Raw genomic sequence first — 13,421 nt, forward strand, 5'->3', positions numbered from 1 at the left:
ATCTCCACCATTTCGGCCCCATCAAGGAGCAGATTGTTGCATTTCGTACAACAATTCGGGGCATGCTTGCCCTCATACCGCGGATTTATTGCATAACCTGCAACATTTGAGCGAGTTCTCCCATTTGTCGGACCGTAGATCCGCTATCCCTCTCCAAACACCGTAAAATCCAGCAAAACTAGCGAATAAGTGATCGTCTGTCCGCGAAACTACGAATCAGCCTGCATTTCGGCAAAACGTAGGTCGGTCTCGTGTCTCGCGTCTCGCGTCACACGCCGCGGATCGCGGGCTGTGAACCGCTGCCCGCTGATCACTGCCCTCTGGGACGCACTGCATCATTTATGTGCAGCAGCGCTCTCACTACCACCGATAAACGAGCTTATCGATGGTAGTAGCTGAGATTATCCTCTTGCAGTTTAATGACACCTTCTGGACGCATGGGGCGTAATCGGTATAGTAGAATGATATAGGGCAAGAGCAGCCAGACATGCCAGCTGACCATGGCAATCATCAGAGGCTTGCTGGCCCAGGGATACCATACGCCAATTGCGCAAAGGCCAAGCCAGAGCAGATGACGATGCACCTTGCGGAATAGAGCAAGCTCTATATAGGCGATTGGGGTGTAACCGATCCAGGGAGGGGTGAAGCGCCATCCCCAGCGGCGGTAGTCGGAGACATCGACACGTCTTAAGGTGAGGCGTATTATGATAAAGTGAATGGGTTGAATAATAAGCAAGCCCAAGCCCATTGCTACTGCTCCATCGAGCCGGTACTGGATCAGCTCCCAAGTACAAAAGGCGACAGCCAGTATTAAATATACCCATAATATGCGCTTGTGAATTGTTATTTTACATATAAGCTGATACTGGTAAATTGTTGCTTTTACCTGTTCGGCAAGCGTTCCTCTCATTAATGTTCAACGCCCTTTCTTCATCTGTATAATGTATCGGAAGATGGAAGTTCAGAATGAAGATCAACAGGAAACAAATCTGATACGATGACTCACCAAAGCAAACAGTGTGACATAAGATATATTATTATTTGAAAAAGATTATGAAACAAGTTTAATTTGCTAGACTGCAGGGTATACTAGAAGCAATGAAGTTTGATCAAGGTGAGGTGTGCGGAAATGCCAGATGAAACTGCTGCCATCCATTGCTGTATCATTTGCGGGTTCGAAAATCATGAAGGTATCCGTATTATTGATGATTTTATTTGTAAATCTTGTGAGTATGAAATGGTTCGTACAGAGGTTGAAGATGAAAAGTATCCATTTTTTATTCATCAGCTAAAAAAGATTTGGATTGAGAAAAATGCCTGATTTTAGAGCAGCCATTTATAATCTCCGGCTTGAGCGCGAGTGCTCACTTCTACTGGGTAGAAGCTGCTGGAGATTTTATTGTTTTATACGGCGGAATTCACTATGATAGATGGGAATGCAAAAGGAAGGGAAGTTTCATCATGGAAAGCGGTTCGATGCGATGGAGAGCGCCGATTGTAGAAATGCTGGACAGGCATATAAGCTCGGCACCGACAAGTTATCATGTTCCAGGACATAAATTTGGTCATACGTTGAATTCGGTCCATAAATATATTCCCCAGATGGCTGAATCATTCGCAAAGATTATGGCAATCGATATTACTGAACTGACCGGAACGGACGATTTGCATGCGCCAAGTGGAGCAATTGCTGAAGCGCAGCAGCTTGCCGCAGGCTGTTTTGGAGCGGAGGAGACCTATTTTCTAGTAGGAGGAAGCACAGCGGGCAATTTGGCGATGCTGCTTGCCTGCTGTGGGCAGGGAGAGCTTGTGCTTGTCCAGCGGAATGTGCATAAATCTGTCCTTCACGGACTTGAATTGGCAGGTGCGCAGGCTGTTTTTATTATGCCTGATGAGGATGAAGGAAGCGGCCTGCTTCTTCCCCCGTCTTTAACGGCGATTGAGCAAGCTATGCAGCGCTATCCGCAGGCGAAGGCTGTATTTTTGTCCAATCCAAGCTATTATGGCTTGAGCGTTGATTTACGGCCATATGCTGAGCTGATTCATCAATATAATTGTTTATTGCTGGTGGATGAAGCACACGGAGCCCATTATGGACTGCATCCGGGCTTTCCGCTCTCAGCGATGCAAGCTGGTGCCGATGCGGCTGTTCAGTCGACGCATAAAACGTTATCTGCAATGACGATGGGGGCCATGCTGCATATTCAAGGAGAGCGGCTAAATCGGGGAATGATTAGACGCGTGCTGACGATGCTGCAAAGCTCTAGCCCATCCTATCCGATAATGGCATCACTTGATATTGCCCGGGCAATGATTGACGCTGAAGGCGCTTTTTTGTTTGCAAGCGGCATTGAAGCGGCTGCTGCTTTTCAGAATTGGTTGGATCATTCCAGTCATATATTTGAAAGCGTACGCTGCTTGCATCCGTTATGCCGGCAAGATCCGCTGCGGGTAATATTGCATGACCGGACGATGACAATGTCCGGCTACGATCTTATGCAGCGTTTGGAGCAGCATGGCTGCTGGGCGGAGATGGCAGACAGCCGTTATGTTGTTTTGCTCTTTCCGATCACTGCGGCATTAACTGATGTTGAGAAGCTTAAAGAGGCATTGAAGGCTATTGAGCTGCAAATACAGCAAAATAGGCTGCAGCAAGCGGAGAACGTCCTACATGCCGTTAAAGCGCCTGCTTCTTATGAAGCGATTTCCCAGCCTGTGCACTTCCGCCTGCATGAGCTGTCTAACCAGCAAACAGAGAAGGTGCTACTTGAGAAAGCAGTCAATCGGATAGCGGCTGAGCCGATCGTTCCATACCCGCCGGGTATTCCCGTTGTTTACGGCGGCGAGAAGATTACCAAAGCAATGGTTGATTATTTGTCGCGGATGGGACGGCTGGGAGCGCGATTTCAGGGCGCCTATCGTCCGGATAAAGGCACAATTGCTGTCCTACGCGGCAGATAGCCGTTTACCGCTTGTACTAATGTTTGTTACACTAGATGGAGAAGCAGCAAAGGAGGCCGTTTTTGTGGATAAAGGTCGGTTTATTACGATAGAAGGTGGAGAAGGAGCTGGAAAAACGACACTTATCCAGGCATTAGCACATACATTAAAAGCAGACGGCTACACAGTGATGGTGACAAGAGAGCCGGGAGGAATTCGCATCGCAGAACAGATCCGTGGCGTCATATTGGATTGCGACAATACGATGATGGAGCCCCGTACGGAGGCCTTGCTCTATGCTGCAGCGAGAAGACAGCATTTGACGGAAAAGATTATGCCTGCACTTCAGGCGGGGCAAATTGTCATTTGCGATCGTTTTATCGACAGCAGCCTGGCTTACCAAGGCCACGCCAGAGGAATTGGAATGGATGCGATCCGTTCGATCAATCAATTTGCCATCGACGGTATCATGCCGGATTTGACTTTGTTTATGGATATTGAGCCGGAGGTTGGCTTACAGCGTGTCCGGCAGGGTGACGGCAGGGAAATTAACCGGCTTGATTTGGAGGATATGCAATTCCATCGGCTTGTCCGTGAAGGGTATATGCTGCTGATGCAGGAGGAGCCGGAGCGGATGGTGCGCATCGATGCGGGAGGAACGCCCGAGCAAGTATTAGAGGCTGCTTTAGCTGTTATAAAAGGTCGATTTTCATGAAAATAAAGGACTTTATGCAAACGATGTCAAATAATTAAAGAGTATAACAATTCGGCCGATGGTCAATTTATTAGGAGGGATTAGGATGAAATTAGTGATCGCGATCGTACAGGATAAAGACAGTAACCGATTGTCGAATGCACTCGTCCGGGAAGGATTCAGGGCTACGAAGCTGGCTAGTACAGGCGGCTTTTTGCGAGCAGGAAATACGACATTTATGATCGGTATTGAAGATGAACGCGTGCACGAAGTGCTGAATGTCATACGTTCTAATTGTAAAGTGCGCGATCAACTTGTTTCACCGGTTTCTCCGATGGGAAGTACAACAGATGCTTATATTCCGTTCCCCGTTGAAGTACAAGTGGGAGGAGCAGCAGTGTTTGTCGTTCCGGTTGAACGCTTCGAACATTTTTGATTGGACGTGACAGATGATGAAAATTAATCCGGGCTGGCGTCCACTAGGACAAGATCGGGCGCGTACGGATATCGGCACCAAGCCAGTACAGCCGAAGAGCTTTAACGATATTATGCATCAGCAGGAAGAGATGCGGTCGATGGAGCAATTGCAGCAAAAGCTGCAAGATATTCATTTGCAGGGAGAACGGCTTTCCAGAGCGATGACGGTTCGGGAGCTTAAGCTGTACCGGCAGATGGTGAAGCAATTTTTGGAAGATACGGTTCGGCGCGGTATTGGACTTAAGGAAGTGCGGGGATTCGATCGCAGAGGGCGGACCAAGCGTTATAAGCTGCTTGATGAGATTGATGAAGCCTTGGTGGCAATGGGAGAGGAATTGCTTGCTACTGAGGAAGGGCATCTGGAATTGTTGCAAAAAATTGGCGATATACGCGGCATGTTAATTAATTTGTTCTATTAAGAAAGGAAAGACGATTATGAGCATCGAACAATTACCCGGTCAGCCTAAGGCAAAGCGAATTTTGTTGCATGCGCTGAAAAGCGGTAAGGTATCGCATGCTTATCTGTTTACAGGACCTCCGGGCAGTGGGAGAATGGCGATGGCTCAGGCATTTGCCCAAGCATTGTTTTGCAGCAGCGGCTCTGGCGATGCTTGCGGGGAATGTCTGGAATGTCGCAAATTCGAACATGGCAATCAACCGGATTTGCATATCATTGAGCCTGACGGACAATCGATCAAAATCGACCAAATTCGGGAGCTGCAGCGTGAGCTTGCTTATCGGAACAGCGGTACGGCACGCAAAGTATACATTATGAAGCGTGCAGAGACGATGACCTTGCAGGCTGCCAACAGTTTGCTTAAATTTCTGGAAGAACCGCAATCAGAGGTGGTTGCAATTCTGCTGGCGGACAACGGACAAGCTGTGCTGCCTACGATCCGCTCCAGAACGCAGTGGGTTCCCTTTTTGCCGCTAGCTCCAGGTGAAATGCTGCAAACTTTAACGGAGGAAGGCTTTCCGGCGCTATTGGCCAGAGCTGCCGTTCAACTTGCGTCCGGTTTGGATAGCTGCCGGGAAATTATCCAGCAGAATGAGTTTGCAGAAATGAGAAACGTAGTGATACAATTAGGCAAGGATAGTCTAACCCGATTCACCGCGGCGATGTTGACTGCCCAGCAGCGAGTATTCAAATCCGAGCTCGGCAATCAGCCGCAATTGCTGTTGTCGCTGCTCGTTTTGTGGTATAAAGACATGATTCATATTCAAGCAGGAAGACAGGAAGCAGTCGTTTTTATAGATCAAGTGGATTGGCTAAGCAAGCATGCGTTTGGACGATCAGCCGCTGGATGGGTGCAATGTATGGAGCATACGTTAGAGGCTGGCAAGCGCATTCGAGCTAATGTGGCGCCACAGCTGGCGATTGAGCAGCTGCTAGTGCGCATACAGGAGGGGTGATGGATTGTATAACGTCGTTGGCGTTCGTTTTAAGAAAGCGGGCAAAATATATTACTTTGACCCAGCTGAGCTCCCTGTCGATAAGGAACAGCATGTTATTGTAGAGACAGCGCGCGGAGTTGAGTATGGCAAAGTGGTGGTCGGACAGAAGCAAGTCGGTGAATCGGATGTTGTCCTTCCTTTAAAAAAAGTGATCCGCATAGCCGGTGACAACGACGCTAAAGTTGTAGAAGAGAATAAGGCGGCCGCGAAGAATGCTTTCGCTACTTGTCTCGACAAGATTAAAGATCATCAGCTGAAAATGAAATTAGTCGATGTTGAGTTTACATTTGACCGCAACAAAATTATTTTCTATTTTACAGCCGAGGGCAGAGTTGATTTTCGCGAGCTGGTCAAGGATCTGGCCAGTGTATTCCGTACCCGAATCGAGCTCAGGCAGATTGGCGTGCGCGACGAAGCGAAGATGCTCGGCGGTATTGGGCCTTGCGGCCGGATATTATGCTGTTCCTCTTGGTTGGGGGATTTTGAGCCCGTCTCGATCAAGATGGCCAAGGATCAAAATTTGTCCCTGAATCCGACCAAAATTTCCGGATTATGCGGCAGATTAATGTGTTGTTTGAAATACGAGCACGATAATTACGAAAGTGTTCGCGAAGAGCTGCCTGCAGTAGGCAAAATCGTCATTACATCATACGGTGAAGGAAAAGTAACCGGACTGAATGTTGGCGCTAAGACAGCCTTTGTACAGCTATTTGATGGCGGGAAGCCAAAAGAGCTTCCATTAGATGATGTTATAGTAAAATAGCTTAATCAGAAAAGGATCATATCTCGCAGGCCGAAAGTCCGGAGCAGAACCGTCTTTGGGGTGGGAATGTGAATAAAAATGATTTTTTTAATCGGGTGGAAGAATTGGAGGCGAAAGCAGGCAGCTTGCACCAGGAATTAGGTGAACTGAAAGAGCAGATCAAAAAGCTGCTGGAGGAAAACAAGCGCCTAAGTATCGAAAACCGCCAATTGCGCAAAATATTTAAACGGGAAACCGATGTCCACCGTCATACAGCGGCAGCAGCGCCTGCAACGGTGAGGAAGGTGTCGGTTGCAGCAGTCGCTGCAGCAAGCTCTGTAATGGAGGAAGATGTCGAGCAAGCTGAACAAGAACGGCTGGATGTACCCGGGCAGGTGACAGAAACAGTCGGCGTTGGAGAGGGCTACGACAATCTGGCTCGCCTCTATCATGAAGGTTTCCATATTTGCAATATATATTACGGACATTTGCGAACAGAAGGGGATTGTCTCTTCTGTCTGTCCTTTCTTAACAAATAAAGGTCGGCCAAACAGGACGACGATGATACGGAAGCACCGAATCGAGGCCGTCCTTTAGAAGGGCGGCCTCGCCCTATACATGCGACTATGCGGGAGGAGCAACAGCTGTGGTAAAGGAAGTGGTCTTGCAGCCTAATGAGCGGGTGGACGATTTATTGACACATGGGCTGCATATTATACAAAGCCGTGAAGTGTTCAGCTTCTCGATGGACGCAGTGCTGCTGGCCAGATTTGCCGGCGTACCGCTGCAAGGGAAGGTGCTCGATCTATGTACGGGCAATGGCGTTATCCCTTTGTTGCTGTCGACGCGCACGCAGGCCCAGATCGATGCTGTTGAAATACAGCCAAGGCTTGCCGATATGGCCAGACGCAGTGTAGAGTTGAATGAGCTGCAGCATCGCATACATATTCATGAAGAGGATTTACGCGAATATTTTGCGAATAATGGATACCAAGTATATGACGCGCTGACGATAAATCCGCCTTATTTGCCTGGTCATACCGGGGATAAAAATGACAATGAGCATTATGCGATGGCTCGTCATGAGCTCAACGGCTCGCTTGATGAAATTGTGGCTGCCTGCGCCAAGCTTGTCCGGACGGGGGGACGTGTATCGATGGTGCACCGCCCTTCCCGTTTTGTAGAAATTGTCGAAACAATGCGCAAATACCGTATGGAGCCGAAGCGGGTTCGCTTTGTCCATCCGCATGCGGATGCGGAAGCTAATATTGTGCTGATTGAGGCGGTAAGAGACGGCAAGCCTGATGTTAAGATTCTTCCGCCGTTAATTGTATATAATGAAGAAAGACAATATCATGAAGAAATTTACCGCATATATTATGGGGACAAGCGTCCATAAGAGAGGAAATGCAGCCAATTATGAATGTGCAGAAAAGTTTTGCGCAGCAGCATGAAGCAGGCAGAGAAGGAGCGGGGGCAGGAACGCTCTATTTGGTCGGTACGCCAATCGGGAACTTGGAGGATATGACATTTCGGGCGATTCGGATGTTGAAGGAAGCAAATCTCATTGCGGCCGAAGATACGCGGCAAACCCGCAAATTGCTTACTCATTTTGAAATATCGACCCGTCTTGTCAGTTATCATGAGCACAACAAAAAGGCTAGCGGAAATGAGCTGCTGCGATTGTTGGAGGAAGGGCAATCGATCGCTCTTGTCAGTGACGCAGGTTTGCCGGCGATCTCCGATCCAGGCGCTGATTTAGCCGCGGATGCTATAAAACGGGGAATTGCCGTCGTACCTGTACCTGGTGCTAATGCAGCGCTGTCAGCCCTTATTATGTCCGGATTACCGACTGAACGTTTCAGCTTTGTCGGCTTTCCTCCGCGTGAACGCAAGGCGTTAAGCCAGTGGCTGGACAATATGCGCAAGCTGGAAGGCACTATCATAGCTTATGAATCGCCGCATCGAATCGTCAAAACTTTAACAGCTGTTCAGGAGCACTGGGGAGAACGTCAGCTTGCTTTAGTTCGCGAATTGACTAAGCGGCATGAAGAAGCGGTTAGGGGAACCGTGTCAGAATGTATACAATGGCTGGAGGAGCATCCCCCCCAAGGAGAGTACTGTCTTGTAATCGCTGGATTTGATCCGGCGCTGCAGAGCGAAGGCGGGCATGCTGCTCAGGAACGGCCTTGGTGGGATGATCTGGAGCTGGAGGAACATGTAGGACGCTATGAGGCGCAAACAGGCAATCGAAAGGAAGCGATCAAGCGGGCGGCGGCCGATCGCGGAATACCCAAGCGCGAAGTGTATAATGCGCTGTTGAGGTAAAAAAAAGAAGAAGCGGCTGACGCCGTCTTCTTCTCCTGAGCATATAAGCGGTGAAAAAAAGGGCCTTCCTGATCGGGTTCTTGGCCAGGAAGGCAATAAAGGAGTATAAAAAGGTTAGAATTAACAAGTGCGGTAATTATATTATAACCGATCTTTCCGAATTTGTCTCTTATTTTGTCAGGGGAGTTGGCAATTCTATCAAACAATCATTGCAAACGATTTTCCCTTTGAAATAAGTTACATTTTCGGCATTGCCGCAGAAGATACATGCAGGTTCATATTTCTTGAGCATGATGCGCTCGCCGTCCACATAAATTTCCAGCGCGTCCTTCTCACCAATGCCAAGTGTACGACGCAATTCAATTGGAATTACAACGCGCCCAAGTTCATCAACCTTACGAACGATTCCTGTCGATTTCATCATAATAATATCCTTTCCCCTCTCAAACTACTGATTCGCCATTATTCGACAAAATTCTATCATTTCTTGTATATATAGTACCAACGTTTCCCAAAATAGTCAACATACAATTGATGGGGAATTCGCTGCAAATTATGAGTTATTACGATAGGAACAAGGTTATGCGCCAGCAGTTGCAGGCGGATTAATTGCTAGCAATTTGGAAAATGAAATACGACATTATTCGACAAATTTCTTGGTTCTTTTGTCGAATCGCTCTAGTGAATTGTCGAAAAAAATATAAAGGCTAGGAGGGGTTAAATTGGGGATCAGGCCGAGACCGCTTGCTGAAGAAAAGGTATTTAAAGATCCTGTTCACAAATATATTTATGTGCAGGATGAAATCATTTGGAAATTAATTAATACGAAGGAATTCCAGCGCTTACGAAGGATCAGGCAGCTTGGAACCTCTTATTTGACCTTTCACGGCGCAGAGCATAGCCGCTTTTCTCATTCGCTCGGCGTATACGAGATTACCCGAAAAATTATTTCCCAATTTGAGCGGGGAGGGTATGCAGATTGGCCCAAAGAGGAAAAGCTCGTCTCGCTATGCGCGGCGCTCCTGCATGACTTGGGACATGGTCCTTTTTCCCATTCTATAGAAGAGGTTTTTGAGACGCATCATGAGGAGTGGACATGCCGCATTTTATTAGAAGAAACAGAAATAAATGCAGTACTCCGGGAAGTTGATTCTGCCTTTCCGAAGCAAGTCGCCGATGTGATTTGTAAGTCATATGGGCAACCTATCGTTATAAGCCTTGTCTCCAGCCAGATGGATGCGGACCGGATGGATTATTTGCTGCGCGATGCGTATTTTACTGGTGTAAATTATGGCACCTTCGACCTTGAACGAATTTTGCGCGTGCTGCGTCCCCATAAGGGCAGAATAGTCGTTAAGGAGAGCGGCATGCATGCGGTAGAGGATTATTTGATGTCCCGCTATCAAATGTATTGGCAAGTTTATTTTCATCCGGTGACACGCAGCTCGGAAATTATTTTAAGGCAAATTTTCCGCAGGGCAAAAGAACTGCATCAGCAGGGATATTCCTTTAAGTGGATAATTGAGCCGCTCCGTCAATTGTTGGCAGGGACGATTGATGTCAAAAGCTATACAGCGCTGGACGAGGCCATGGTGCAGACAGCCTTTGGCCAATGGCAGTATGAGCAAGACGAGCTGCTGGTGGATTTGTGCGAACGGTTTTTAAATCGTAAACTGTATAAATATGTAACGATGGACGAAGCTAACGAGTCGTTATGGCAAAAGGCGCGCGAGCAAATGAGTCAGGCGGGATTGCCGCCGGAATATTATTTGGAAATTGATTTTCCGTTTGATTTACCTTACGATGTGTACCGGACAGGAGCGTCCTCAGCGGAAAAAGACGAAAAACCGCCTATTTTGCTGCTTGATCAAGAAGAGAGGCTATTTGAGATTTCGGCAAGATCCGAGATTATTCACTCGATTTCCGGATTACATCGCGGCAAATATCACTTATATTTTCCAGAAGAAATTTTACGAACAAAGGCGCATCAGCTCTCGAGGGATGTTCGGCAATTGTTTGGCTTTTAATAGAAGAAAGGGGATTTGGACAACAGCATGTTAATCGACACACATACACATTTGGACTCTTACAAATTCGACGAAGATCGCGCGGAAGTAATTGAGAGAGCATTCGCATCCGGGGTTGGCAAGTTAATCAATGTCGGATTTAATCGGGAGACGATCCCGACAACGATGAAGCTTGCCGAGCAGTATGAAAATATATATGCAGTGGTAGGCTGGCATCCGGTTGACAGCATTGACATGAAAGATGGAGATCTCGAATGGATTGCATCTTTATGCGATCATGAGAAGGTTGTCGCCATAGGTGAAATCGGGCTGGACTATCACTGGGATACATCCCCAAAAGATGTGCAGCAGCGTGTTTTTCGTCAGCAAATTGCCTTGGCCAAACATAAGAAAATGCCAATTGTTATTCATAATCGCGATGCGCATGAGGATGTTGTAAGGATTTTGAAAGAAGAAAATGCCCGCGATGTGGGAGGCGTTATGCATTGCTTCTCAGGAAGCTGGGAAACGGCCAAGCAATGTTTGGATATGAACTTTTATATTTCGTTCGGAGGGCCGGTAACATTTAAAAATTCTAGGGTACCGAAAGAGGTATTGGCTAAGGTTCCTTTGGACCGAATTTTGATCGAAACGGATTCCCCTTATTTGGCTCCTCATCCACATCGTGGAAAGAGAAATGAGTCATCTTATGTCCGTCATGTAGCCGAGACAGCAGCGGAAATAACAGGGAAATCAATGGAAGAAATTGCCAAAATAACATACGAAAATGCAATAAATTGTTTTGGCATTCGATGAAACAAGCTTTGAGAGCAAGAAAAAGAGACTAATATTGTGAAAAAACTAATTTTCTTATAGAAATTCACGCGGTTTTCACGAGTTTTTCCTTAAAATTCGTTAAAATCGTCATTTATCGCATCTTTACAATGTGCCGCAAAAGACGGTATCATTCATCTCAGAGCTCACGAAGCTGCAATTTGTATTTTCAAAATAATCGCTTAATCTCCAATCTGGAGAGCGGGGGAACCTGGTGCAGGCAGTTCGAAATTTTGAACATGCATGCCCGACATGATTTGGGGTGAATTTTGCGGCTGACCTTTTACTCGGAGGCAATCGGTCAGAAGCGAATAGGGCGACTCTCTCGCCCGAATCCGGCAGCTAACCTCGTAAGCGCAAATAGAGAGATCAACCTCGTGCATCTATTCATTCGCCATTTGCGAAAAAGCCACGAAAGAGATCCTCTGTCGTCGGCTTTTTTGTGATCTAGAATTATAAACTTCCATTCGGCTTATAAATTCTAAGCATCACCTTGAGAAACATCTCAGTCTTTTACAGACCAATGAATCTGTTTCTTCTCGTAATTTTGAATATTATTCTATCTGACGACATAGGGTGTAAGGCGGAGGTGAATGGTAGCACAATCGAGGCAGCGTGCCAGACACGCTATAATCTAACTTAGTCACGTCAAATTCAATCATGCGTAATTCGACGGCGGGACTATGTAAGGAGGACCGATGGAGTGGGCGAACCCAAGATTAAGGACACCCATGAGAAACGATCATCCAGCATGTCTTTCGCATTGCGATGGAAGCATGAGAACTTGCGTTTAATTGTACTAAGCGCTATGATCTCGATCGCTATGACTTTCATGTTTTTGGTGTTGTTGTACGGAACGGCTGACAAGCGCGTATCCGTAGTATTGAACGGACAGGAAAATATTGTTTCGACCAAACAATTGGTCCTTCAACGCCTACTGGATGAACAAGCCATTAAGATTGGACCGCATGACGAAGTGTCCATTCCACTGAACGCGGGAATTAAAGACGGTGATCGGATTGTTGTCGATCAAGCAGTCCCGCTGCAGGTTAAGGCTGACGGCAAAGTAAGAACGTTGTACACGACAGAAAAGACGATAAAGGAAGCGGTCGATAAAGCCAATATATCGATCCGTAAAGAGGATAAAGTATTTCCTTCGTTGGAGAAGACGATTGAGCCGAATATGACGGTCACGGTCGTCAGAATCGACAAGCATCGTTTGTCGCGTGAATATGCTCTGCCTTATTCGATTGTGAAGAAAGAAGATCCCGAACTTGAGAAAGGGAAGGAGAAGCTAATTCAGGTCGGTAAGGAAGGCAAAGTAGTCAAGCAATACGAAAAGGTGTTTGCCGATGGCAAACTGGTCAATCAAACCTTCGTTACGAAATTGTCCCAAGAGAATGCCGTCAACCAAATCGTTGCTGTTGGAACGAAGAAAGAGGAGCCGCCAGTGCAAATTTTAGCGGCCGCAGCCGATGATTCGGATTCTTCAGGTGCGACGGTTACGAAGCAGGGCGTCACTTTCAAAGCGAAAAAAGTATTGAAAAATGTGACCTTAACAGCCTATTCAGCCGGCGTAAATGATACGGGCAAGGGCAAAGGCCATCCTGATTATCGTATTACAGCGTCGGGTGCTCGCGTCAAAGAAGGGCATACCATTGCTGTCGATCCTAAGGTCATTCCGCTTGGCTGGTGGGTTTACATTGAGGGTATCGGCTTCCGCCGCGCGGAAGATACCGGTGGTGCGATTAAGGGGAAAATAATTGACGTTTTTATTGAGAGCGAGAAGAGCGTCAGAAAATTTGGCCGTAAAAAAGGCTATACCGTACATGTAATTGGACCGAAAAAGCCTGATTCCATTTAAGCGATAGCAGGAATCTTAATGAGCGTTGTCATAAATTTATCGTATTTCGCATCGAAATATGCCATTATAAGAAGAGGCGCA

Annotated in this window: 15 protein-coding genes and 1 riboswitch; of the genes, 13 read left to right on the plus strand and 2 right to left on the minus strand. The window is 47.0% G+C overall.

Annotated elements, in window-relative coordinates; translation table 11 throughout:
• Window positions 1-379 precede the first annotated feature (379 nt).
• Window positions 380-910, minus strand: a complete 531-nt coding sequence (locus ACFQ0N_RS34875; RefSeq protein ID WP_379334734.1) for a transposase — start codon at window positions 908-910, stop codon at window positions 380-382.
• Window positions 911-1,129: 219 nt separating this feature from the next.
• Between ACFQ0N_RS34875 and ACFQ0N_RS34880 the strand changes: the two genes are divergently transcribed.
• The 10 genes from ACFQ0N_RS34880 (at window position 1,130) to rsmI (ending at window position 8,636) form a co-directional block, all read left to right on the plus strand.
• Window positions 1,130-1,321, plus strand: coding sequence for a sigma factor G inhibitor Gin (locus ACFQ0N_RS34880; RefSeq protein ID WP_379334735.1), 192 nt, complete (start codon window positions 1,130-1,132; stop codon window positions 1,319-1,321).
• Window positions 1,322-1,461: 140 nt separating this feature from the next.
• Window positions 1,462-2,961: an aminotransferase class I/II-fold pyridoxal phosphate-dependent enzyme gene (locus tag ACFQ0N_RS34885; RefSeq protein WP_379334736.1), complete on the plus strand. Its 1,500-nt coding sequence runs from the start codon at window positions 1,462-1,464 to the stop codon at window positions 2,959-2,961.
• Window positions 2,962-3,025: 64 nt separating this feature from the next.
• Window positions 3,026-3,655: a dTMP kinase gene (tmk, locus tag ACFQ0N_RS34890; protein ID WP_379334737.1), complete on the plus strand. Its 630-nt coding sequence runs from the start codon at window positions 3,026-3,028 to the stop codon at window positions 3,653-3,655.
• Between the two features lie 85 nt (window positions 3,656-3,740).
• Window positions 3,741-4,070 carry a cyclic-di-AMP receptor gene (locus ACFQ0N_RS34895; protein ID WP_379334738.1) on the plus strand — a complete coding sequence of 110 codons (330 nt, stop codon included), beginning with the start codon at window positions 3,741-3,743 and terminating at the stop codon, window positions 4,068-4,070.
• Between the two features lie 16 nt (window positions 4,071-4,086).
• Window positions 4,087-4,530 carry a YaaR family protein gene (locus ACFQ0N_RS34900; RefSeq protein ID WP_379334794.1) on the plus strand — a complete coding sequence of 148 codons (444 nt, stop codon included), beginning with the start codon at window positions 4,087-4,089 and terminating at the stop codon, window positions 4,528-4,530.
• Between the two features lie 16 nt (window positions 4,531-4,546).
• Window positions 4,547-5,524, plus strand: a complete 978-nt coding sequence (gene holB, locus ACFQ0N_RS34905) for a DNA polymerase III subunit delta' (RefSeq protein ID WP_379334739.1) — start codon at window positions 4,547-4,549, stop codon at window positions 5,522-5,524.
• Window positions 5,525-5,528: 4 nt separating this feature from the next.
• Window positions 5,529-6,329, plus strand: a complete 801-nt coding sequence (locus tag ACFQ0N_RS34910) for a PSP1 domain-containing protein (RefSeq protein WP_379334740.1) — start codon at window positions 5,529-5,531, stop codon at window positions 6,327-6,329.
• Window positions 6,330-6,397: 68 nt separating this feature from the next.
• A complete protein-coding gene (locus tag ACFQ0N_RS34915) occupies window positions 6,398-6,847 on the plus strand; it encodes an initiation-control protein YabA (protein WP_379334741.1) in 450 nt (149 codons plus the stop codon).
• A gap of 107 nt (window positions 6,848-6,954) precedes the next feature.
• A complete protein-coding gene (locus ACFQ0N_RS34920) occupies window positions 6,955-7,707 on the plus strand; it encodes a tRNA1(Val) (adenine(37)-N6)-methyltransferase (protein ID WP_379334742.1) in 753 nt (250 codons plus the stop codon).
• Between the two features lie 20 nt (window positions 7,708-7,727).
• The gene (rsmI, locus tag ACFQ0N_RS34925) at window positions 7,728-8,636 is read left to right on the plus strand and encodes a 16S rRNA (cytidine(1402)-2'-O)-methyltransferase (RefSeq protein ID WP_379334743.1); all 909 of its coding nucleotides are present in this window, start codon (window positions 7,728-7,730) and stop codon (window positions 8,634-8,636) included.
• A gap of 169 nt (window positions 8,637-8,805) precedes the next feature.
• Here the strand turns inward: rsmI and ACFQ0N_RS34930 are convergent, their stop codons facing one another.
• Window positions 8,806-9,060: an AbrB/MazE/SpoVT family DNA-binding domain-containing protein gene (locus tag ACFQ0N_RS34930; protein WP_379334744.1), complete on the minus strand. Its 255-nt coding sequence runs from the start codon at window positions 9,058-9,060 to the stop codon at window positions 8,806-8,808.
• A gap of 304 nt (window positions 9,061-9,364) precedes the next feature.
• Here ACFQ0N_RS34930 and ACFQ0N_RS34935 point away from each other — a divergent pair, with 304 nt between their 5' ends.
• The 3 genes from ACFQ0N_RS34935 to ACFQ0N_RS34945 all read left to right on the plus strand — a co-directional run bounded on the left by ACFQ0N_RS34935 (window position 9,365) and on the right by ACFQ0N_RS34945 (window position 13,340).
• The gene (locus ACFQ0N_RS34935; protein ID WP_379334795.1) at window positions 9,365-10,663 is read left to right on the plus strand and encodes an HD domain-containing protein; all 1,299 of its coding nucleotides are present in this window, start codon (window positions 9,365-9,367) and stop codon (window positions 10,661-10,663) included.
• A 27-nt stretch (window positions 10,664-10,690) separates the two neighbouring features.
• Window positions 10,691-11,458 carry a TatD family hydrolase gene (locus ACFQ0N_RS34940; protein WP_379334796.1) on the plus strand — a complete coding sequence of 256 codons (768 nt, stop codon included), beginning with the start codon at window positions 10,691-10,693 and terminating at the stop codon, window positions 11,456-11,458.
• Window positions 11,459-11,645: 187 nt separating this feature from the next.
• Window positions 11,646-11,849: riboswitch (cyclic di-AMP (ydaO/yuaA leader) on the plus strand.
• A gap of 330 nt (window positions 11,850-12,179) precedes the next feature.
• Window positions 12,180-13,340 (plus strand): resuscitation-promoting factor, encoded by a 1,161-nt coding sequence (locus tag ACFQ0N_RS34945; protein ID WP_379334745.1) that lies wholly within the window; start codon window positions 12,180-12,182, stop codon window positions 13,338-13,340.
• Window positions 13,341-13,421: the final 81 nt, after the last annotated feature.

The sequence above is a fragment of the Paenibacillus sp. GCM10027626 genome (genome assembly GCF_042676285.1).
In the GTDB taxonomy this organism is placed as follows: domain Bacteria; phylum Bacillota; class Bacilli; order Paenibacillales; family Paenibacillaceae; genus Paenibacillus_Z.